Origin of the sequence: Flavobacterium sp. CG_9.1, from assembly GCF_015751645.1 — a bacterium.
Taxonomy (GTDB): Bacteria; Bacteroidota; Bacteroidia; order Flavobacteriales; family Flavobacteriaceae; genus Flavobacterium; species Flavobacterium xanthum.
On the sequence record NZ_JADOVC010000011.1, the window covers coordinates 78,360 to 100,815 of the forward strand.

The window sequence follows — 22,456 nt, forward strand, 5'->3', positions numbered from 1 at the left end:
TGCGCTCTTTTTTCGACGCAACTTTGCATCATACTATTAAAGATGAAGACAATGGAAAATATAGAAAAAATTATAGACGATACAATTACGAATTCTGTTTTGCACAAAGCGAATACTCGCGGTCATGCGAATCATGGATGGTTAGAATCCTATCATACGTTTAGTTTTGCGAATTATCAAAATCGGGAACGAATGAATTTTGGTGTGTTGCGAGTTCTTAATGACGATAGAGTTAGCCAAGGAATGGGTTTTGGAAAACATCCACATGATAATATGGAAATTATTTCTATTCCGCTCGAAGGTGATCTAGAACACCAAGACAGTATGGGAAATACTACCGTAATCAAGGAAGGTGATATTCAAGCGATGAGCGCTGGTACTGGAATTTTTCATAGCGAATACAATAAAAACAAAGACCAATTGGTTAAATTTTTACAGATTTGGATTTATCCAAATAAAAAAAATGTAACGCCGCGTTATGACCAAATCACTTTAGATTTAAACGATCGTCACAATAAACTACAGCAAATTTTATCGCCAAATCCAGAAGATGACGGCGTCTGGATTCATCAAGATGCTTGGTTTTATATTGGGAAGTTTGATAACGATTTTTCTACTTCGTATGAATTAAAAAAACCGGGAAATGGAATTTATGCTTTCATTTTAAAAGGAGATTTCACGATTGGAAACATCACTTTAAATGAACGGGACGGATTCGGAATTTGGGATACGAATACAATTAAAATTACCGCCAATTCAGCCAATGCCGAAATCTTATTGATGGAAGTTCCGATGGAATTGTAATTTAATAAATAACTAATTAATAATAATTTAAATAAAATAATACTATGTCAACAACAAAATGGGTAATTGACCCAACACACTCAGAAATTGGTTTTAAAGTGAAACACATGATGTTCACGAATGTTTCAGGTAAATTTTCAAAATTTGATGCGAACATCGAAGCCGAAGACAACAATTTAGAAAACGCGAAAATTGAATTCACCTGAGCATTGATTCTGTAACAACAGGAAACGCTGATAGAGATACGCATTTATTGAGTGCTGACTTTTTTGATGCTGCTCAGTTTCCAGAAATTAAATTTAGCGCAACTTCTTTTACCAAAATTAATGAAGGCGAATATAAATTGATTGGCGATTTAACATTACACGGTGTTACTAAATCAGTGAAATTAGCTGCGGATTATGGAGGATTAATGAAAGATCCATGGGGAAATACCAAAATGGCACTTGCATTAGAAGGAAAAATCAATAGAAAAGATTGGGGATTAAACTGGAATTCGGCTCTTGAAACAGGCGGTGTTTTAGTAAGTGAAGAAGTTCGTTTGAACATCGAATTGCAATTTTTGCAACAATAATTGTAAAGTAAATAAACAGAAATTTCAAAGGATTATTTTCTTTGATATTTCTGTTTTAAAAAATAGAATGATGGAAACCATACATATTTTATACATAGGAAGACATCTTGAAATTCTAGAAACCGTCATCCGATTAATAAATGCAAACGAGAATTGGAATGGAGTAGGCGTTATGAATGATGAGGAAGCTAAGGATGTTTTTCTAGAAAAAAATTTTTCCCTTGTATTGTTAGGTTCCGGCATTCAGGAAGAAAGCGAAGCTGAATTGTGTACTTTTTTCAAAAATATAAATCCAGATGTTAGCATTGTTCAGCATTACGGTGGTGGAAGTGGTTTGCTGAAAAGTGAAATTTTACTGGGCTTATGTAACAATAAAATTTAAAAAACTCTTTTTTCACCATTAAGAAATTAAGAAAAATTAAGCACCACTTCTTAATTTTCCTTAATTTCTTAATGGTTTAACTTATCAATAGAATGTGTACTGAAATATTAAGTAGTGCAAACTAAAAAAAAGAGCCATGTGACTCTCTTTTTGTTTTTTTTAAAACTATTATTTATTCTTCTTTGCTTTAATCATCATTTCTAATTGATCCCAAAGTTCCTCTGGAATAGCTTCTAGAATATTAAATTGTCCAGCGCCTTTCAGCCATTCACCACCATCAATTACAACTACTTCACCATTTACATACGCTGAAAAATCGGAAACTAAATAAGCTGCTAAATTGGCTAATTCTTGATGATCTCCCACCCGTTTTAACGGCACTTTTTTAGCCATGTCAAATTTTTCCGCTAAATCTCCAGGTAACAATCGGTCCCAAGCACCTTTAGTAGGGAACGGTCCCGGAGCAATTGCATTCGAACGAATTCCGTATTTTGCCCATTCTACCGCAAGACTTCGTGTCATAGCCAAAACACCTGCTTTTGCAGTAGCACTTGGCACCACGTAAGCTGAACCTGTCCAAGCGTAAGTCGTAACAATATTTAAAATGGTCGATGATTTTTGTTTGGTGTCAATCCAATGTTTTCCAAAAGCAAGTGTACAGTTTTTGGTTCCTTTTAAAACGATATCAATTACAGTATCAAAAGCATTAGCAGATAATCTTTCCGTTGGTGAAATGAAATTTCCGGCAGCATTATTTAGTAAAACATCTACTTTACCAAAAGCTTTCAACACTTCTTTCAGCATATTTTCGACTTCTTCATAATGACGTACATCGCATTGAATAGGAAGACAAGTTCCGCCGGTTTCCGTTTCCAGTTCTGCAGCAGTATTTTTTAGTTTTTCTAAATCTCTGGAAGTAATGGCCACTTGCGCACCCAATTCCAAGAAATATTTAGTCATTGCTTTTCCTAAACCGCTTCCGCCTCCGGTTACGACAATCACTTTGCCTATTAGTGCATCGTCGCGTAACATTTTATCTGTATAACTCATGTTTTGATGTTTTTATAAGGTAAATATATTAAATTAAAATAGTATGCATGCATAATAAAAACAAATACTTTTAAATGACGCATAATCTTCTAGCGGCTTCTTCCAGCGTAGCATTGTCTTTGGCAAAGCAAAACCGAATTAATTTTAGGTCTTTTCCATCAGCGTAAAAAGTAGAAATAGGAATTGCAGCAACGCCATGTTCTATGATAAGTCGTTTACAAAAAGCAACATCATTCTCATTTGATATAGCTGCATACGAAACCACTTGAAAATAAGTTCCTTCACACGGCATCAGTTCAAAGCGGCTGTCTTTTAATAATTGTCTAAAATAATCTCGTTTTTCCTGATATAATTTCCCAATTGCAGCTGTAGAAACCAAGTCCAAATACGCACTAATGGCTATTTGACAAATACTATTGACGCTAAAAACTAAAAACTGATGGACTTTTTTGATTTCTTTCATTAAATAATCGGGTGCTACTAAATAGCCAATTTTCCATCCCGTAACATGGAATGATTTTCCAAAAGAAGAAACCATCACACAACGATTCAACAGTTTCTCCCGAGTATGAGCTGAAATATGTTTTTCCTCGAAAGTGATGTATTCATAGACTTCATCCGAAAGGAGAATGATATCAGGATATTTTTCCAAAAGCATTTCCAAGGCTTCAAAATCAGATTCCGTTAAAATTTTCCCCGTTGGATTGTGCGGATTGTTAATGATAATCATTTTTGTTTTAGAGGAGCAAGCACTTTCTATAATTTTCCAGTTGGGGGTGTAGTCATCGTTAAGTGCCACGCGAATGGGAGTGGCCTGTGATAATAAAACAGGTGCTTCGTAACAGTCGTAACTGGGATCCAGAATTATAACTTCGTCATTGGTTTTCACCAAAGCTAGTATAGTGGTAAAAATTCCTTGTGTCGCTCCGGCGGTAACTAGCAGTTCCGTTTCAGGCTGAACAGTTCTTTGATAAGAGTTCTGAATTAATACCGCTATTTTTGATAATAACGGGGGATAGCCGGACATTGGTGTGTATTGATGCACATTTTCTTTGGCTAGTTTGGCAACAATATCTGTTAATCTTTCGTCAACAGGAAAGTTTGGGAATCCTTGTGAAAGATTAATGGCATTATATTCCGCTGCCATTTTAGACATAATCGTAAAAATACTCGTGCTGATATTTGGTAGTTTACTCATAAAAAAATGATTAATTCTAAACATAAAAATAGGTTTTTATATTTAGAATTAATCATTAGAAGTATTGTTTTTATATTTATTCAATTCTTTTGAGTTGAATAATTTAGAAGCTTAATATCGTTTGGATGAAGTATATGTTCTGTGATTTCTGTTGATTTCATCCTTTAGGATTTTTAAAGAAAAGTTTGAATTTACATTTTGTGTATGATAAAAATCGTAGGACGTTTGTGCAAATCGATAGTTTCTTTTTTCCAATCCGCAATTTTTTTGGTTTTGATGTATTCTGTAGGCAAGGTGATATCCGTGGCAATACATAAATGCGTTTCAGGATGTAAAGTTTGGACTAAATCTTCCAGTAATTTATTATTACGGTATGGTGTTTCAATAAAAATCTGAGATTGATTTTTTTCAAAAGAGACTCTTTCTAACGTTTTAAAACTGGCTTTCTTTTCGTCTTTTTCAATAGGTAAATAACCGTGAAAGGTGAAACTTTGACCGTTCATTCCTGATGCCATCATTGCCAAAAGAATAGAAGAAGGACCTACCAAAGGAATAACCTGAATTCCTTTTTCATGCGCTAATTTTACAATTACAGCACCAGGATCAGCTACTCCAGGACATCCCGCTTCGCTCATTAAACCCATGTTTTGACCTTCCAAAAGTGGTTTTATAAAGTCTAAATGTTCTTTAATTTCGGTATGTTTATTCAACACAAAAAGCTTTAGCTCGGCTTGTTTTTTTTCTGGACTTACTTCCTTAATGGACTTACGCGCTGTTTTGTCGTTTTCAACAATATAATAATCGATAAGATCAATACTTCTTTTTATAGTTTGTGGTAAAACATCCATAGGATCACAATCGCCCATGGTTGTAGGTATTAAATACAATTTTCCTAAAACAGTGTTTGATTTCATGAGTGTTATTTATGGACCTATTATGGTGTTGATAGGATTATTATTGTTGGCGATTGATTGCAAATTATAAGATTCTAAGTGCTAACCACAATTTTTGAACAGAAAAATTATTGGTGTTTGGCTAATAGTTTTTTGGCAATTACATCACAAACTTCATCCAACATGTTGTAAACAATTTCGAATCCATTGGGTAAACCAAAATAAGGATCTGGAACATCTACATTTTCTTTTGGAAATAAGTCATTTAAAATTAGCTGGACTTTTTCTTTGTGTTGTTCAGTTTTGGCTAAAGTTAGTACATCGCTGTAATTAGTATTGTCCATCACATATATGTAATCGTACGCATCAAAATCAGTAGTGCTGAATTGTCTTCCTTTTTGATGTGAAATGCTAATTTTGTTTTTTTTTGCAACAGCAATAGAGCGTTCGTCAGGTGCATGACCAATGTGCCAAGAACCAGTTCCTGCGGAATCAACAGTGAATTTATCCTTTGGAAGTTTTGAAGCCAATATTCCTTCAGCTAACGGAGAACGGCAGATGTTTCCTAAGCAAACCATTAAAATTTTTACAGGCATAATGCTTTTACAACGTTAATTTTTTGTTGATATCTTCTACAAACTTTTTGAATTGTTTGTCGGTGGCCACTAAATTGTCAACCGTTTTGCAAGCATGTAACACGGTAGCGTGATCACGATCTCCAATTTGAGAGCCGATATTTGCCAAAGATGCTTTTGTGAATTTCTTTGCAAAAAACATAGCCAATTGTCTGGCTTGCACTACATGTCTTTTTCTCGTTTTTGATTGTAAGGTTTCTAAATCCAATTGGAAATAATCAGAAACAATTTTTTGAATGTAATCGATAGAAATTTCTCGTTTTACATTTTTTACGAATTTTTCAACGACACTTTTAGCAAGTTCTAAAGTAACTTCCTTTTTGTTAAAGGAGGATTGTGCAATCAATGAAATAATTGCTCCTTCCAATTCTCTGACGTTTGATTTGATATTGCGGGCAACGTATTCTACAATTTCTTCAGGAATTTCTACACCATCGCGATATAATATATTTTTCAAGATAGAAATTCTTGTTTCATAATCGGGCTGGTGTATTTCAGCAGACAATCCCCATTTGAAACGAGACAACAAACGTTGTTCGATATCTTGCATGTCAACCGGTGCTTTATCTGAGGTTAAGATCACTTGTTTTCCATTCTGATGCAAGTAATTGAAGATGTGAAAAAACACATCTTGCGTTCCTGATTTGCCAGAAAGAAATTGTACGTCATCTATAATCAAAACATCAATTAGCTGATAGAAATGGATGAAATCATTTCTATTATTTTTCTTAACGGAGTCGATATATTGCTGTGTAAAAATCTCTGCAGAGATATACAAAACGGTTTTTTCAGGATATTTATCTTTTATTTCCACACCAATAGCGTGTGCTAAATGTGTTTTTCCTAGACCAACTCCCCCAAAAATTAATAGCGGATTGAATGAAGTTCCACCTGGTTTATTGGCTACAGCCATACCTGCGGATCGTGCCAATCTATTAGAATCTCCCTCTAAAAAATTATCAAAACTGTAATTAGCATTTAGTTGAGATTCGATTTTTAAATTTCTTATACCTGGAATTACAAAAGGATTTTTTAATTCGGGGTTTAAGTTTTTAAATGGAGCATCTACTTCTTGTGGTTTCATAGGAACTCTATTCGCACTTGGCAACTGTTCTGTAAACGGTTGTTTATTGCCATAAGTGTTTTCCATTCTGATTTTATAAAGTAACTTAGCGTTTTTTCCAAGTTCTTTTGTAAGGGCTACTTTTAGTAATTTTACATAGTGCTCCTCTAACCATTCATAGAAAAATTTACTTGGAACTTGAATATATAATGCGTTATCGGTAAGTTCAACTGATTTGATTGGTTCGAACCAAGTTTTGTAAGCTTGGTCTTGGATGTTGTCTTTTATAAAAGACAGACAGTTTTCCCATACTGATTGAGCAGTTTTGTTCATATATTCTATTAAATTGTTTTTAATTGGTAATTGTTATCTTACTAAAAAAAAGGAGTTTTGTAATTATTTATCGGGGTAACAAATATGTGAACAAATTTCTGTAAAAAAAAATATATAGGGTAATAATTTCACGAATTATTGTTGTAAGGCACTGTTTAAAATTAAAATATTTAATATAAAATTAATGAAAGATCATCAAATAGAAGTTAGAGTACGCTACTCGGAAACTGACCAAATGGGCGTTGTATATCACGGTAATTACATACCTTATTTTGAAATAGGAAGAGTGGAATGGCTTAGAAACAAAGGGATATCGTATAAAATAATGGAAGAAAGGGGAATTGCTCTTCCTATTGTTTCCATGAATATAAATTATAAAAAATCAGCACGTTATGATGAGTTGCTTACGGTTCACACGGTTTTCAAAAGTCAGACGTCCGTAAAGATAGAATTCGATTGCGCGATCTATAATGAAGCGAATGAGTTATTAACAACTGCCCAGTTTATTTTGGTTTTTGTGTCAATAAAAACGGGTCGCCCAACTGCTCCTCCAGATTATATTTTGGAATTGTTAAAAACTTTGGAATAAACTGAAAAAAGTACGGTTTTGAATCAGAATTAGACTTGTTTTATGTCTATTTCGAATAACGTTTGAAAAATGTCGAAGACCATTTCGGCATTTTTTTTTCGCGTTTTTACCTCAATTACCCCCATTGGAAGGGTTGATATTTCATTTATTTCCATTTCTTGAGAAACAATTTCTAGTTTTTTTTCTTTGATTACCCGCATCACTTTATTCATGTTTTTGTAATCAAAGGAGATCATAAAATGGACGTCAATGGTTTTTTCGACAATCTCGCAGGTGGCAAGTACGAGTTGTGCAGTTGTTTTGTAGGCTGCAATCAATCCTCCAACGCCTAATTTTACTCCTCCAAAAACGCGAACGACTACCAGCAATACATTTGTAATGGCAAAGGATTGAATTTGTCCATAGATGGGCATGCCAGCGCTGTTACTAGGTTCTCCATCATCGTTTGCTCTATAAGTAAGCGCATCAGTACCCATTTGATAGGCATAACAAAAATGACCAGCATGCGGATGTTGTTTTCGTAAATGGTCTAGGATCGGTTTTAGCTGATCCTCTTCTTGCATTGGGAATGCGTAACCAAAAAACTTACTATTTTTATCTTTGTGAAGAATTCCTTCTACGGGTAATTCAATGGTGTTGTATGTATCTTTCAATAGGAATTAAAAAGGGAATGAATTTTTAAACTCGATTTGCTTTTGAAGCCTTTTTTCAAATTAATTTTTTGTCTAATAAATGGATGACGTCTTCTTTTCCAACTTGTAAATTCCAAACTTCAAATCCTAAAGCCAGCGCAGCATCAGTGTTTTCTTTTTTGTCATCTACAAACAGGGTTCTTTTGGGAGCCAATTCATGATTGTTTATCAGGTGATTAAAAGTTTCAGGGTTGGGTTTTCTTGTGCCAAGTTCAAACGAGAAATATACTTTTTCAAAACATTGATAAAAATCCCTGTAAAAAGAAATTCCGTTTGTTTGCTCAAAATTTTCAATATGGATGGCGTCGGTGTTCGACAACAGAAACAAGCGGTATTTTTGGGAAAGCATTTGTAAAAATTCTAATCGATACAAAGGAAAGTCAAGAAGGATGGCGTTCCAAGCCGCAGTAATTTGCTTGATACTAGCCGTTGGGATGTATTTTTGAATGCCAAACAGAAAATCTTCACGAGATATTTTTCCAGTTTCAAACTGCAGGTTCAACTGTTCTAGATCATCATTCCATTCTGTTAAGCCTAAGTTTTTAAAAGCAGTAACAGAAGCTTGCTTGTCTAAATTGATAAAAATATCACCAAAATCAAAAATTATAGTATTAATCATAGTTTCTAGAAATTAGAAGTTCGTCAGTACCAATCAAAGATTTTTCGAACTGTTTTTTACCGAGAATAGGCGCTTTGATTCCGGAATTGAATGGCATGTTTCCAACGAATATTCGTGCTTCATCCCATAGATTGGCATCTATAAAAGATTGCAAAGTTTGCCTTCCGCCTTCAATAATAACGGACTGAATTTGATGTTCGTACAGCGATTGAACTACTTGCTGTACTACGTTTTCCTCAAAATCAATTATCTCAAAGATAACATTTTCTTTTTCAGCAGCGGTTTTAAATTTAGAAAAAAGGATAGTTTTAACGTGACTGTCAAGAATTTGGCTATGTTCTGGAATGCGATTATTTTGGTCTAAAACTACTCGGACAGGATTATTTCCCCGCCAGTCTCGTGCGTCGAGTTTAGGATTGTCGTCAATCACAGTTTGTGTTCCCACCAGAATTGCCTGCTCCTCAGTGCGCCATTTGTGGACTAGTTGTCTGGAATATCCATTGGTTATCCAAACGGGTTTTTTTTCTAATTTTTCCATTGGAGCGATAAAACCGTCTTTGGATTCTGCCCATTTTAAAATAAGGTACGGTCTTTTCTTGTTGTGAAAAGTAAAAAAGCGCTTGTTCAATTCAAAACAAGGCTCTTCTAGTACGCCAACAGTTACTTGAATTCCGGCTTCAATTAGCTTTTTGATTCCCTTTCCCGCCACTTTTTCGTTAGGATCTATAGTTCCTATGACCACTTTTGGGATTTTATTAGCGATAATCAAATTGCAGCATGGTGGTGTTTTTCCAAAATGACTGCACGGTTCTAAACTTACGTAAATGGTTGCTTTTTTCAATAAAGTCTTATCTTTTACGGAATTTACAGCATTTACTTCTGCATGTGGTTCACCCGCTTTTTTGTGCCAACCTTCGCCGATTATCCTTCCATCGTAAACAATCACACAACCTACCATGGGGTTTGGATACGTTGTTCCTAAACCATTTTCAGCTAATTCGATGCACCTTCTTATATATTTTTCATGTATTTTCACCATACAAAAGTAGTAATTTTTGAGTTTATGATTTTGTTTCAAAACTTTGGAGAATAATAATAAACAATTTCTATTTTTGCAGGTATAATTAGATTTTTAAAAAATGGAAAATTACAGTATCAGAAAAATAAATAGAGAAGATAATCAAGAAGTTGCAGCATTGATACGAGCGGTTTTTGATGAATTGAATATTCCAAAAGTAGGGACGGCTTATGAAGATCCTTATTTGGATTTTATGTTTGAAGAGTATAGCAAACCAAGATCTGTGTACTATGTGGTTGAAAATAACGGAAGAATTATTGGTTCTGCTGGAATTGCGCCACTAGAAAACGAAGCGGAAACTATTTGTGAGTTGCAAAAAATGTATTTTCTGCCGGAAACACGCGGTTTGGGAATTGGTGCCGAAATGATGGCGGTGTGTTTACAAAGCGCAAGGAATTTTAGTTTTGAGAGCTGTTATTTAGAAACAATGCCCTTTATGCTTGACGCACAAAAATTATATAAAAAAGTTGGTTTTGAATACATTTCAGCTCCAATGGGTAGTACAGGACATGTGAGTTGTCCCATTTGGATGTTGAAAAATTTAGAATAATGATTATGACTTAATTCTTTTAACACTAGAGATAAAAGAGTAGAAACAGCAATTAATCATTATTCCTTATATTTTTAAATAGCAATCCATTTTAAACTTATTTTTTGTCTGCTATACAATTAAATTGATACTTATAAACCATGAAAATTAAAGAGTACAGAGCTCATTTTATTCAAGAACTCACCCCTCTTTATGATGCTGGTGAAGCAGAGAGTTTTTTCTACTTAATCTTAGAGGAAAAACAACAACTGAAACGAATTGATTTGGCGCTGCATCCTGATTTGGTTTTTTCTGCTTCAGAAGTTGCGGTATGGAACTCGATTTTAGCACCGTTGATACAAGAAATCCCAATACAATATTTGTTAGGTAAAACGAGCTTTTATGGATTGGATTTTAGTGTCAATGAACACGTTTTGATTCCAAGACCAGAAACAGAAGAGTTGGTTGATTGGATGCTATCGGATCACCGAAAAACACAACTATCTACTACTCTAAAAATATTGGATATCGGCACAGGAAGCGGTTGTATTGCTATTTCCTTGGCAAAAAATCTTCCAAATGCTACCGTTTTTGCTATTGATGTTTCTGAAAAGGCTTTGGCTACAGCCAAAAAAAATGCTGCCAATAATACAGTAAACGTTAATTTTATCCATCAAAATATTCTAGAAGCGGTTACATTAAGTGCAGTTGAAGGAATCAACGAACAGTTTGATATTATAGTTTCAAATCCTCCTTATGTTCGAAATTTGGAAAAAGAAGAAATCAAAAAAAATGTTTTAGATAATGAACCGCATTTGGCTCTTTTCGTAGAGGATGATGACGCGTTGATTTTTTACAAAAAAATAGCCGAATTAGCTCTAGAAAATCTCACTGAAAGCGGACTGTTGTACTTTGAGATCAATCAATATTTAGGGGCAGCAATGATTAATTTGCTGCAGCAAATGCATTTCAAAAATATCGAATTACGAAAAGATATTTATGGTAATGATAGGATGATAAAATGTACTAGATAGCGTTTAGAATATAACGTTTTTTCTTCTGATTTTTAAGCTGATTCAGTCATAAAAGGATAATCCCCACAGTTATTACAGGAAAGGCTTTTCAATAAGCAATTTAAATTGGCTAACTAATCCACATGTTTTTTTTCATATCATAACGGCAAGGCACGGTACTTTACTCGTAACGCAACGCTTCAATCGGATCGAGAACCGCAGCTTTGATAGCAGGATACAAGCCCGAAGCAATAGCTACGATGAAACTAGTAATAAAAGCTGCCATAATAGCGCCCCACGGAATTACGAATGCAAAATCCATTGCGGTGGCAATTCCAAATCCAATCAGAATTCCAAAAATAATGCCTACCAATCCACCCATTTGACCAATCAATAATGTCTCTATAAAAAACTGAATGGCGATGGTTGTTTTCTTGGCTCCCAAAGCTTTTCTAACTCCTATTTCTCGAGTACGCTCCGTCACGGAAACGATCATGATGTTCATCAAGGCGATAGAAGAGCCTAAAACGGTGATGATACCAATCAACCAAGAGGCCAGTCCTAAGTATTTTGTGATTCCTAAAATTCGGTTAATAAGATCGTCGCTGCGAACAACACCAAAATTATTGTCTTTTACAGGGCTTAATTTACGAACCCTGCGCATGGTGCTTGTAGCATTGTCTAATGCTTGTTCTAGCAATTCTTTTTTGCCTACCATAACACTTACGGTGTAGTTTATGTTGGGGGCCGTAAATAAAGAACGGGCCAATTGAATAGGAATTAAAACGCGTAAATCCTGATTGTTTCCAAAGGTAGATCCCTTTTCTTTCAACACTCCAATAACTTTAAATTTAGCGCCTCGGATTGCGATTGTTTTATCAATTGGATTCACGTCTTTTAGCAATCCTTTCTCAAAATCAGATCCTACAACACATACATAAGCATTATTGTCGATGTCAAAACCGGTAAAATTCCGTCCAGCGCTGGTTTCTAAACCAGAATTGGTCATAAAATACTCGTCCACTCCAAGAATAGAATTTTCGGGATCAGTTTTAGTCGCTTCATATTTTACTTCAGCAGCGGATGTTGCCGTAAAAGAAAGTGACGTTTCCGTAAAAGGATACGTGTATTTGTTCTTGAAGGCCACTGCTTCAGGATAGGAAATAATTGGATTTATGATGACACGCTCGTCACCACCACGATTTCGCGTCGTATTTTCATACTGTTTCATATTGAAAGTATTCGCTCCCATCGATGCAAAATCAGAGGAGATGGTGTTCTCAAGTGCCGAAACAACCGTAAGGATACTGACTAAAGCTGTGATTCCTATAGCGATAATCATCACAGTAAGAACCGTTCGTAACAATTGCGTTCTAATAGAACCCAATGCAATCCGAATATTTTCTTTGAATAATTTTAACATCATAATGGTTTGACACGAAAATACAATTTTTGTTACAGGTTTTCTCTAGCTAAAAACTAATTTATTGCAATCTCTTTTATTTGAAGCCATTTCCCGCTTTCCGTTACAATGCGACAGCAAAAAATAATTTGTTTTCAATTGCCTGAAAGGAGCTTCCTGCGGTCGCTCTTTCCAGCAAGAAAACATTATTATTTTTTTACTGCCTCATTTTCACTTCAATCCGGGCTAGTTGTCCTGCAATAAAATGATGAAATTTGTAAACAGAATAATTTTAAAAATAGGATATTTGCAAAGAATTAGAATTTGGAGTTTTCAATACGTCCAAAATCTGAAAATCTAAAATCCAATACTCATAAAATGGCATCAAAACCGAGCATTCCAAAAGGAACCAGAGATTTTTCACCTGCTGAGGTGGCAAAACGGCAGTATATTATACAGATTATAAAAAGTAATTTCGAGAAATTTGGCTTCCAGCCAATAGAAACTCCTTCATTTGAAAATTCCGAAACCTTAATGGGGAAATACGGCGAAGAAGGCGATCGTTTGATTTTTAAAATATTGAATTCCGGCGATTATTTGGCGAAAGCCAATGCCGCACATTTGGAAAGTAAGGAGAGCACCAAGCTGACGTCGAGTATTTCGGAAAAAGCGTTGCGTTATGACTTAACGGTGCCTTTTGCACGGTACGTGGTGCAGCACCAAAACGAAATTGAATTTCCATTCAAACGCTATCAAATCCAACCGGTTTGGCGTGCAGATCGACCCCAAAAAGGACGTTTTAGAGAGTTTTTTCAATGTGATGCGGATGTTGTAGGGTCTAAATCCCTTTGGCAAGAAGTTGAATTGGTGCAGCTTTACGATGCTGTTTTTACTGATTTGGGTTTGAGTGGCGTAACCATAAAAATCAATAATCGAAAGGTATTATCAGGAATAGCTGAGGTTATTGGCGCTTCTGATAAATTAATTGACTTTACAGTTGCTTTAGATAAGCTTGACAAAATAGGAGAGGGCGGAGTCAAAAAAGAAATGATGGAGAAAGGAATTGCTGCCGAAGCAATTGCAAAAGTGCAACCATTATTTAATTTCACGGGAACCATTGTAGAGAAAATAGAAAAACTTTCTGTTTTGCTTTCTGAATCAGAGGAAGGCTTGAAAGGGGTAGAAGAATTGCGTTTTATATGTGACAATGTCATGAAGCTTGGATTGAATAACGCTGTGTTAGACTTAGATGTAACTTTAGCCCGAGGATTAAATTATTATACGGGAGCTATTTTTGAAGTCGCTCCTCCAAAATCCGTTTCCATGGGATCCATTGGCGGCGGCGGCAGATACGATGATTTGACTGGAATTTTTGGTTTGAAAAACATGAGCGGTGTAGGGATTTCTTTTGGATTAGACCGAATCTATTTAGTGGTTGAAGAATTGAATTTGTTTCCAGAAACCGTCTCGGCAACTTCTCAAGCACTATTTATAAATTATGGAGAAACGGAAGCTTTTTATGGGTTACAAGCCATTCAAAAATTAAGAGCGGCAGGAATAAAAGTAGAATTGTATCCCGATGCTGTCAAGGTGGCGAAGCAATTTCAGCACGCGGATAAAAGAAGAATTCCTTTTGCCGTTATCGTTGGTCCAGATGAGATGACATCCAACACATTTTTACTTAAAAATCTAATTTCGGGAGAGCAGCTTTCACTGAATTTTGAAAGTTTGAAGGAAGCTTTACTAGGTTCGTAAAGTAAAGACATAAAAAAAGCTTCGTTTAAGTAAACGAAGCTTTTTAAATATAAAGTAATGGTGAATTAATAATTGTTGAGAATAAACTCTAGAATTTTTACTATAGAAACAGTATCAAATAAAAATTTTAACAAAGCTAGAAAAAACAATAATAAGATAATCTTAAAATAATCTTAAAATTTTAACTTGTTCTGTTTTATGTAGCTGCAAAAAGTGAAATTATTAAAAAGATGACAATTTGACATTTAAAAAGAATTGGCAGTACTTTTGCAATCCAAAGAAAAGAATAAAAATGAACTTTAAGAATATTTTTAAAAATACGAGTAATATGACTACTGAAAATACAGAAATCGATCAAGAATTAGAGGAGGCGACATTAGAGAATAATGCCAGTGAAGAGCAAATCATTGTTGAGGAATTAAGTGTAGAAGAGCAATTGACGCAAGATTTAGCCAAAGAGAAAGATAAATATTTACGATTATTCGCTGAATTCGAAAATTACAAAAGAAGAACTACTAAGGAGCGTATTGAATTATTCAAAACGGCAAATCAGGAAGTTTTATTAGCCATGTTGCCTGTATTGGATGATTTTGACAGAGCAATTATAGAAATAAGCAAATCCGAAGATGAACTTTTGTTAAAAGGAGTGGAGCTTATTCATGAAAAATTAAAAAACACCTTGGTAGCTAAAGGATTGGAGCAAGTTGAGGTAAACGCGGGAGATGCATTTGATGCTGACTTTGCAGAAGCCATAACTCAGATTCCTGCTGCGTCAGATAAGATGAAAGGTAAAATTGTTGATGTTCTTGAAAAAGGATACAAACTAGGAGATAAAATCATTCGTTTTCCAAAAGTGGTAATAGGTCAGTAATGCGTAAGTATAGAGACGCAATGAATCGCGTCTGTGTTTTTTACAAGAAAAAATAAAAATGAAAAAAGATTTTTACGAAATATTAGGCATTACAAAGAGTGCCGATGCTGCCGAAATTAAAAAAGCATATAGAAAGCAAGCTATAGCGCATCACCCTGACAAAAATCCTGGAGACAAATCGGCAGAAGAAAAATTTAAATTAGCTGCTGAAGCATACGAAATATTAAGTGATCCACAGAAGAAAGCAAAGTACGATCAACATGGACATCAAGCTTTTGATGGTTCTGGAGGTTTTGGCGGCGGCGGTCAAGGTGGAATGAATATGGATGACATTTTCAGTCAGTTTGGTGATATTTTTGGAGGTGGTTTTGGTGGTTTTGGAGGCGGAGGCGGAGGAGTTCGTCGTGCTAAAGGAAGCAACCTGCGTATTAAAGTAAAATTGACATTGGAAGAAATTGCCAATGGTGTCGAGAAAAAAGTAAAAGTAAAACGTAAGGTTCAAGCGCCAGGCGTGACTTATAAAACGTGTTCTACCTGTAACGGTCAAGGGCAAGTAATGCGTGTGACCAATACAATTCTTGGTAGAATGCAATCGGCTTCAACCTGCCCTACTTGTGGAGGTTCTGGTCAAATTTTAGATAAAAAACCAACGGAAGCTGATTCTCAAGGAATGATTCTTGAAGATGAAACTGTTTCAATAAAAATACCTGCGGGTGTGGTTGATGGCATGCAGTTGAAAGTGTCTAACAAAGGTAATGATGCCCCAGGAAATAGTATTCCAGGAGATTTAATTGTTGCCATTGAAGAATTAGAACACGAATCGTTGAAACGTGAAGGAGAGAATTTGCACTTTGATTTGTACATTAGCTTTGCTGAGGCGGTGCTTGGAATTTCAAAAGATATTGAGGCTGTAAACGGCAAAGTGAGAATCAAACTAGAAGAGGGAATTCAATCTGGTAAAATTTTAAGATTAAAAGGAAAAGGAATTCCAAGTATCAACGGATACGGGAATGGAGATTTATTGGTTCATGTGAATGTGTGGACTCCAAAAACATTGAACAAAGAACAAAAACAGTTTTTTGAAAATGCGTTGACCGATGATAATTTTATTCCAAATCCTGAGAAATCCGATAAATCATTTTTTGAGAAAGTAAAAGATATGTTTTCATAAGAGACCCGATGTATCGCTTCTTTAAATAAAATAGTAGCTGCTATTTAATCCAACTACATAAAAAAATAAAACCCATTCCTGTTTAACAAGAATGGGTTTTTTATGTAACTATTCTAAGTATTTTGGTACTAATTATTTACTTTTACACCAATTAAAAATTCAGCATGAGTACTATACTTGAAGTTAATAAAGTCGTAAAGCAATATGGGGATTACGTAGCGCTAAACGGTGTCTCATTGACAGTTCCAAAGGGGAGTATCTACGGACTCTTAGGTCCAAATGGAGCTGGTAAAACATCACTAATCCGAATCATAAACCAGATTACGTTGCCAGATCGTGGTGAGATTATTTTAGATGGTGAAAAACTACAACCCAAACACGTTCAATATATAGGGTATTTACCTGAAGAAAGAGGATTGTATACTACCATGAAAGTGGGTGAACAATGCTTGTATTTAGCTCAAATGAAGGGACTTTCAAAGGCTGAAGCCAAAAAACAACTGGAATACTGGTTTGAAAGATTAGAAATTCAAGGCTGGTGGAACAAGAAAATTCAAGAACTTTCTAAGGGGATGGCGCAGAAAATTCAGTTTGTAGTTTGTGTTTTACACAAGCCAAAACTACTGATTTTTGATGAGCCTTTTTCAGGTTTCGATCCTGTAAATGCCACTATTATTAAAGATGAAATCCTAGCGCTTAGGGAGGAAGGAGCCACTATCATTTTTTCTACCCACCGGATGGAAAGTGTCGAGGAATTGTGCGATCATATTGCTTTGATCCATAAATCTAATAAGTTGATAGAAGGAAAATTAAGCGATGTCAAAAGACAATTTAAAACCAATAGCTATGAAGTGGGAATTTTATCGGATAATGTGGAGGGTTTGATGTACGATATTACCCAGAAATTCACCGTTGCACCAGCAAATTTTAAATCGCTTAATAACGAGTTAAAATTGGAAATTCAACTTGGAACGGCTTTGCCAAACGAGTTATTACAGGTCTTGACGCAACGCGGTCAAGTCACCCATTTTGTTGAAAAAATACCGAGTGTTAATGATATTTTTATTCAAACGGTTAGTAAATAAAAACACAATTTTAGCGCTTTGATTTTAAGTTTCTAAAATCATCAACCTGAAATCACCAATCAAAAATTTAAATGAGTATTATTTCACTAATCATAAAAAGAGAGTTTATTGCCAAGGTGCGCAATAAATCTTTTATCGTCATGACTTTTTTAAGTCCGTTATTATTTGTTGGACTTGCCGCATTTGTAGGCTATTTAAGTACGATGAAAGCCGATACCAAACGAATCGCAATTCACGATGAATCCGGTTTGTTTGCGCAGGAGTTTACAGCTATAAATCAAAAGAATGGGGAATATAAATACCTCGACTTATCGGTTATTGATTTAAAATTTTTAAAGGACAGCATCACTAACGAAAATTATGAAGGGTTGCTGTACATACCTAAAGTAGAAAGCACAAAGGATTTTGAAAATAAAATTCAATTTATTTCTAATAATAGTCCGAGTATTTCCTTCATAGAAAATGTTCAAGAGGTCATTACGGATAAATTGACCAAAACGAATTTTATCCAAGCAAAACTGGATACACTAGCCATTGCGAAGGCTAAGGCCAATATAAACATTAGTCTATCAAAAGCATCTGGTGAAGAAAGTGTCAAAGGACTTAACGAAATTAAAATAGGTATTGGTGGCGCTTTTGGCTATTTAATAATGATGTTCATTATTATTTATGGCAACATGGTGATGCGCAGTGTGATAGAAGAAAAAACCAGCAGAATTGTAGAAATTATTATTTCCTCGGTGAAACCATTTCAGCTGATGATGGGAAAAATAATAGGAACTGCATTAGCAGGACTGCTGCAATTCTTCATTTGGGCACTTATAGGACTTTCACTGATGTTTGCTGCTTCGCTATTTTTTGGCGTAGATGTGGGACCAACCGCTAAATTGTCACCAGAATTGATACAAGCCGCTCAGCAAGAAGTGACTGGAACAGCCCAAATGTATATCAAGGAGCTTTGGAATTTACCCATTGCAAGTATTTTAATTGGATTTGTAATCTATTTCATAGGCGGTTATTTTTTATACAGCTCTTTTTATGCCGCCATTGGAGCAGCTGTAGACAATCAAACCGACTCACAGCAATTCCTTTTGCCTATTATTATGCCATTAATGTTGAGTGTCTATGTAGGTTTTTTCACGGTTATTAATGATCCGCATGGTACAGTCGCAGTAGTTTTTTCAATGATTCCGCTTACATCGCCAATTGTCATGCTGATGCGAATTCCGTTTGGCGTACCTTTGTGGCAAATAGCAATTTCAGTAACCTTGTTATTTGGGACCTTCTTTTCAGTGGTATGGTTTGCTGCAAAAATATACCGAATAGGAATACTGATGTACGGCAAAAAACCAACTTGGGGCGAATTGTACAAATGGTTAAAATATTAAAGATAAATAAAAAGAATCCTAATTAATTTTAGGAGCTGATTCCTGCTGTACGCTATATCTTTTCTGGACTGAAAAAGTCCATAAAAGGATGCCGCTTCCATCAGGGCTAAAAAAAAATAAAGAATATGCCGAAAATATTAATCATAGAAGACGAAGCTGCAATCCGAAGAGTATTGACAAAAATACTTTCTGAAGAAAATGATACCTATCAAGTAGAAGAGGCTGAAGACGGTGTTGTAGGTTTTGAAAAATTAAAAAATAACGACTACGATTTGGTTTTGTGTGATATCAAAATGCCAAAAATGGACGGTGTTGAGGTACTGGAAGCAGTAAAAAAAATCAAGCCTGAGATCCCCATGGTTATGATTTCTGGTCATGGCGACATGGAAACGGCTATTAATACAATGCGTTTGGGGGCATTTGACTACATCTCAAAACCACCGGATTTAAACCGATTATTGAATACGGTTCGCAATGCTTTAGACAAAAAGCAACTAGTAGTGGAAAACAAAATCCTAAAGAAAAAAGTCAGTAAAAACTACGAAATGATTGGCGAAAGTGAAGCGATCAATCATATTAAAATAATGATTGAAAAAGTAGCACAAACGGAAGCCCGTGTTTTGATTACTGGACCCAATGGAACAGGAAAGGAACTCGTTGCCCATCAATTACATGAAAAAAGTGTGCGAGCTAATTTTCCTTTAATTGAGGTGAATTGTGCTGCGATTCCATCTGAATTGATAGAAAGTGAGTTGTTTGGTCACGTAAAAGGCGCCTTTACATCGGCAGTAAAAGACCGAGCAGGAAAATTTGAAGCAGCTGATAAAGGAACTATTTTCTTAGATGAAATTGGAGATATGAGTCTTTCGGCGCAAGCCAAAGTATTGCGAGCGTTGCAAGAAAGTATGATTACTAGAGTAGGAGCAGACAAAGACATTAAAGTAGATGTGCGTGTGGTTGCGGCTACCAATAAAGATTTGAAAGTGGAGATTGCTGAAGGGCGTTTCCGAGAAGATTTGTACCACCGTTTAGCAGTTATCTTGATAAAAGTTCCTGCTTTAAATGAAAGACGCAACGACATTCCGATGTTAATTGCGCATTTTGCCGATAAAATCGCTTTGGAGCAAGGAAATGTGGTAAAAAAGTTTTCTAAAGAAGCGATCAATTTACTCCAGGAATACGATTGGACCGGGAATATCCGGGAACTACGAAATGTCGTGGAGCGTTTAATTATCCTTGGCGGAAGCGAAATTTCCGAGAATGATGTCAAACTGTTTGCAAGCAAATAAAAGTCGTTTTTTAATCTAAGTAGTAAATGAAAAAATTTAAAAAGTATCAGATCTTGCTTTTACTTCTTTTCATTTTGTTTTTAGCATTTAAAACGTATCGTTTCTTTCAAATTGATAGTTGCTTGGATAGTGGAGGAAATTGGGATTATAAAAAAAATGAATGTAATAATTCAATCGAATAATATTTGATTCAGTAACTATAAGTTCTTGGTGGTCTTTGATCCCTTTGAAAATCTTTGTGAAATAAAAAAAATGAAACTAAAAAAAATAAACGAAAAATTACAAGAAGCCTTAATAGAAAATGGTTTGATCGAGGCTAATACGATGCAAAAAGAAACATTTTCGACGCTGAAAAGTGGTGCGGATTGTATTATTATTGCAGATAAAGGGAGTGGAAAATCGACAACAATTGTGCTAAATGTAATTCAACAATTAGTTCGTGAGGGTGAGGAATCGCCTCGTGCTTTAGTCATTGTAGAGGACAAAGCTAAGGTTTTGGAGATGGAAGACCTTTTTGAAAAATTTGGAAAATACACGGACTTGCGTGTCTATGGAGTGCACGACAAAGGCGATATGGAATATGATAAAAATTATATTTCGACCGGAATTGATGTTTTGATTGGAACGCCCAATAAATTGAGTGATATGTTTACCACCGCTGGATTTAATGTAAACAGACTAAAAATGCTTATTCTGGACGATGCAGATCCAATTTTGAAACTGCGTCATGAAACTAAAATCATGCGTATTTCGAATAGTATTACAAAAACGCAACGTATTATTTTCTCAGATCTGTTAACAGAACGAATAGCCATTTTGGCTGACAAAATGTTAGTAGAACCTTTTTTATTCGAAATAGAAGAAGAGGAGGAAGAAGACGAAGATGAAGAAGACGAAGGTGTGGAAGAGCAAGAAACGGCTACTGAAACAGAGGAATCAGAGGGAGAAAAGGATGAAGACGGTATCAAATAATAAAAAATAGAAAAAATGGGATTAATGAAAGTGTTTTCGGGAAGTGAAATTCTAGCAATGGCTTTACAGCAAAAAATTGAAGAAATTGGTGTAGATGTAGTGGTGAAAAACAACATACAATCGGCTCGATTGGGAGGTTTTGGAAATTCGGATTTAGCAGTTGAATTGTTCGTTCAAGAAACAGAATTTGCCAAAGTAAATCCAGTTATTGAAGAATTTAGAATGAGTATTTAAGCTCAAATTATAATTGCAAAAAGGAGGAGATGAAATATAAAATGTTGGTCTTAGACTTGGATGACACCTTGTTGACTGATGACCATAAAATTTCAAAAGAGAATGCAGCCATGTTGTTTAAGGCCCAAGAATTGGGTGTGTATGTTGTTTTGGCTTCGGGCAGACCAACATTAGCCATGACTGCTTTTGCCAAAGAATTACAATTGGATATCAATAATTCATATATGCTGTCTTTTAACGGCGCCGTAATTACGGATTTAAAAGAAGATAAAGTGTTGTTTGAACAAACCTTGACGCAACAGCAAATTCATGAATTGTATGATTATAGTATCAAGAGTAAAACAGATATTATTACGTATATCGATGGTAAAATAGTTAGTGAAACCGATTCAGAATATATTGATATCGAGAAAAATATCACAGGGCTGCAGCATGATAAAGTTTTAAATTTCAAGGAAGCTGTGACTACTGCTGCGGTAAAATGTATTTTATTACAAGAACCCAGCTATCTTAAAAAAGTTGAAAAAGATTTAAAAGAGGCCATGCCACATTTGAGTGTTTCGATGTCAAAACCTTTTTTCTTGGAAGTAGCACAAAACGGAATTGATAAAGCAGCAAGTGTAAAATTTTTGGCTGAGAGACTGAACATCCTTCAAAGCGAAATTATTGCGGTAGGAAATGCAGGCAATGATTTATCCATGATTGAATATGCAGGATTGGGTGTTTGGGTTGATAATGTGGATCCAGAATTGAGAGATAAAGGAGATGTTATTGTTGCCTCCAATAATAATCATGGTGTAGCTGAGGTAGTGCGACGGTTTATCTTGAATTAGGGAT

General features: G+C 35.2%; 23 protein-coding genes and 1 pseudogene. 15 read left to right on the forward strand and 9 right to left on the reverse strand.

The window, feature by feature from the left end; all coding sequences use genetic code 11:
* Positions 1 to 51 precede the first annotated feature (51 nt).
* From IWX83_RS07865 to IWX83_RS07875, 3 genes and pseudogenes are all read left to right on the forward strand, one after another.
* Positions 52 to 804 carry a pirin family protein gene (locus tag IWX83_RS07865; RefSeq protein ID WP_196828859.1) on the forward strand — a complete coding sequence of 251 codons (753 nt, stop codon included), beginning with the start codon at positions 52 to 54 and terminating at the stop codon, positions 802 to 804.
* A gap of 44 nt (positions 805 to 848) precedes the next feature.
* Positions 849 to 1,378, forward strand: a pseudogene (locus IWX83_RS07870) (YceI family protein).
* Between the two features lie 70 nt (positions 1,379 to 1,448).
* On the forward strand, positions 1,449 to 1,760 hold the full coding sequence (locus IWX83_RS07875; RefSeq protein ID WP_231379869.1) for a hypothetical protein: 312 nt from the start codon (positions 1,449 to 1,451) through the stop codon (positions 1,758 to 1,760).
* Between the two features lie 168 nt (positions 1,761 to 1,928).
* Here IWX83_RS07875 and IWX83_RS07880 read toward each other — a convergent pair whose 3' ends face one another.
* The 5 genes from IWX83_RS07880 to dnaA all read right to left on the reverse strand — a co-directional run bounded on the left by IWX83_RS07880 (position 1,929) and on the right by dnaA (position 6,932).
* On the reverse strand, positions 1,929 to 2,810 hold the full coding sequence (locus IWX83_RS07880) for an SDR family oxidoreductase (protein ID WP_196828863.1): 882 nt from the start codon (positions 2,808 to 2,810) through the stop codon (positions 1,929 to 1,931).
* A gap of 70 nt (positions 2,811 to 2,880) precedes the next feature.
* Positions 2,881 to 4,008 (reverse strand): methionine aminotransferase, encoded by a 1,128-nt coding sequence (locus IWX83_RS07885; protein ID WP_073353512.1) that lies wholly within the window; start codon positions 4,006 to 4,008, stop codon positions 2,881 to 2,883.
* 191 nt (positions 4,009 to 4,199) lie between these two features.
* Positions 4,200 to 4,922, reverse strand: a complete 723-nt coding sequence (locus tag IWX83_RS07890; protein WP_196828865.1) for an SAM-dependent methyltransferase — start codon at positions 4,920 to 4,922, stop codon at positions 4,200 to 4,202.
* 107 nt (positions 4,923 to 5,029) lie between these two features.
* Positions 5,030 to 5,497, reverse strand: a complete 468-nt coding sequence (locus IWX83_RS07895; RefSeq protein WP_196828867.1) for a low molecular weight protein-tyrosine-phosphatase — start codon at positions 5,495 to 5,497, stop codon at positions 5,030 to 5,032.
* A gap of 7 nt (positions 5,498 to 5,504) precedes the next feature.
* Complete coding sequence (dnaA, locus tag IWX83_RS07900; RefSeq protein WP_073353506.1) at positions 5,505 to 6,932, reverse strand: chromosomal replication initiator protein DnaA; 1,428 nt, start codon at positions 6,930 to 6,932, stop codon at positions 5,505 to 5,507.
* Positions 6,933 to 7,116: 184 nt separating this feature from the next.
* Between dnaA and IWX83_RS07905 the strand changes: the two genes are divergently transcribed.
* On the forward strand, positions 7,117 to 7,521 hold the full coding sequence (locus tag IWX83_RS07905) for a thioesterase family protein (protein ID WP_073353504.1): 405 nt from the start codon (positions 7,117 to 7,119) through the stop codon (positions 7,519 to 7,521).
* A 29-nt stretch (positions 7,522 to 7,550) separates the two neighbouring features.
* Here the strand turns inward: IWX83_RS07905 and IWX83_RS07910 are convergent, their stop codons facing one another.
* From IWX83_RS07910 to ribD, 3 genes are read right to left on the reverse strand one after another with little or no spacing between them, the layout of a single operon-like run.
* Positions 7,551 to 8,174, reverse strand: a complete 624-nt coding sequence (locus IWX83_RS07910) for a YigZ family protein (protein WP_196828869.1) — start codon at positions 8,172 to 8,174, stop codon at positions 7,551 to 7,553.
* Between the two features lie 55 nt (positions 8,175 to 8,229).
* Complete coding sequence (locus tag IWX83_RS07915; RefSeq protein WP_196828871.1) at positions 8,230 to 8,832, reverse strand: HAD family phosphatase; 603 nt, start codon at positions 8,830 to 8,832, stop codon at positions 8,230 to 8,232.
* Entirely contained in the window at positions 8,825 to 9,868 is a 1,044-nt protein-coding gene (gene ribD / locus IWX83_RS07920) for a bifunctional diaminohydroxyphosphoribosylaminopyrimidine deaminase/5-amino-6-(5-phosphoribosylamino)uracil reductase RibD (protein WP_196828907.1), read from the reverse strand. The genes IWX83_RS07915 and ribD overlap by 8 nt, the downstream gene beginning before the upstream one ends.
* Before the next feature lie 103 nt (positions 9,869 to 9,971).
* On the opposite strand from ribD, the gene IWX83_RS07925 reads away from it, so the two are divergent.
* Both IWX83_RS07925 and prmC read left to right on the forward strand, forming a co-directional pair.
* Positions 9,972 to 10,460 carry a GNAT family N-acetyltransferase gene (locus IWX83_RS07925; protein WP_073353499.1) on the forward strand — a complete coding sequence of 163 codons (489 nt, stop codon included), beginning with the start codon at positions 9,972 to 9,974 and terminating at the stop codon, positions 10,458 to 10,460.
* Between the two features lie 140 nt (positions 10,461 to 10,600).
* Positions 10,601 to 11,473 carry a peptide chain release factor N(5)-glutamine methyltransferase gene (gene prmC, locus IWX83_RS07930; protein ID WP_196828873.1) on the forward strand — a complete coding sequence of 291 codons (873 nt, stop codon included), beginning with the start codon at positions 10,601 to 10,603 and terminating at the stop codon, positions 11,471 to 11,473.
* Between the two features lie 160 nt (positions 11,474 to 11,633).
* Here the strand turns inward: prmC and IWX83_RS07935 are convergent, their stop codons facing one another.
* Entirely contained in the window at positions 11,634 to 12,878 is a 1,245-nt protein-coding gene (locus IWX83_RS07935; RefSeq protein WP_196828875.1) for an ABC transporter permease, read from the reverse strand.
* A 354-nt stretch (positions 12,879 to 13,232) separates the two neighbouring features.
* On the opposite strand from IWX83_RS07935, the gene hisS reads away from it, so the two are divergent.
* From hisS to IWX83_RS07980, 9 genes are all read left to right on the forward strand, one after another.
* Positions 13,233 to 14,609 carry a histidine--tRNA ligase gene (hisS, locus tag IWX83_RS07940; RefSeq protein WP_196828876.1) on the forward strand — a complete coding sequence of 459 codons (1,377 nt, stop codon included), beginning with the start codon at positions 13,233 to 13,235 and terminating at the stop codon, positions 14,607 to 14,609.
* A gap of 292 nt (positions 14,610 to 14,901) precedes the next feature.
* Positions 14,902 to 15,480, forward strand: a complete 579-nt coding sequence (gene grpE / locus IWX83_RS07945; RefSeq protein ID WP_073353493.1) for a nucleotide exchange factor GrpE — start codon at positions 14,902 to 14,904, stop codon at positions 15,478 to 15,480.
* A gap of 58 nt (positions 15,481 to 15,538) precedes the next feature.
* Positions 15,539 to 16,651: a molecular chaperone DnaJ gene (gene dnaJ / locus IWX83_RS07950; RefSeq protein WP_073353492.1), complete on the forward strand. Its 1,113-nt coding sequence runs from the start codon at positions 15,539 to 15,541 to the stop codon at positions 16,649 to 16,651.
* A gap of 164 nt (positions 16,652 to 16,815) precedes the next feature.
* Complete coding sequence (locus IWX83_RS07955) at positions 16,816 to 17,736, forward strand: ABC transporter ATP-binding protein (RefSeq protein WP_132065819.1); 921 nt, start codon at positions 16,816 to 16,818, stop codon at positions 17,734 to 17,736.
* Positions 17,737 to 17,807: 71 nt separating this feature from the next.
* Positions 17,808 to 19,124 carry an ABC transporter permease gene (locus IWX83_RS07960; protein WP_196828878.1) on the forward strand — a complete coding sequence of 439 codons (1,317 nt, stop codon included), beginning with the start codon at positions 17,808 to 17,810 and terminating at the stop codon, positions 19,122 to 19,124.
* A 125-nt stretch (positions 19,125 to 19,249) separates the two neighbouring features.
* Complete coding sequence (locus tag IWX83_RS07965; protein ID WP_196828880.1) at positions 19,250 to 20,413, forward strand: sigma-54 dependent transcriptional regulator; 1,164 nt, start codon at positions 19,250 to 19,252, stop codon at positions 20,411 to 20,413.
* Positions 20,414 to 20,665: 252 nt separating this feature from the next.
* Positions 20,666 to 21,385: a DEAD/DEAH box helicase gene (locus tag IWX83_RS07970; protein ID WP_196828882.1), complete on the forward strand. Its 720-nt coding sequence runs from the start codon at positions 20,666 to 20,668 to the stop codon at positions 21,383 to 21,385.
* Between the two features lie 15 nt (positions 21,386 to 21,400).
* On the forward strand, positions 21,401 to 21,619 hold the full coding sequence (locus tag IWX83_RS07975) for a putative signal transducing protein (RefSeq protein ID WP_073353483.1): 219 nt from the start codon (positions 21,401 to 21,403) through the stop codon (positions 21,617 to 21,619).
* A 29-nt stretch (positions 21,620 to 21,648) separates the two neighbouring features.
* Positions 21,649 to 22,452 carry a Cof-type HAD-IIB family hydrolase gene (locus IWX83_RS07980; protein WP_196828884.1) on the forward strand — a complete coding sequence of 268 codons (804 nt, stop codon included), beginning with the start codon at positions 21,649 to 21,651 and terminating at the stop codon, positions 22,450 to 22,452.
* Positions 22,453 to 22,456 lie beyond the last annotated feature (4 nt).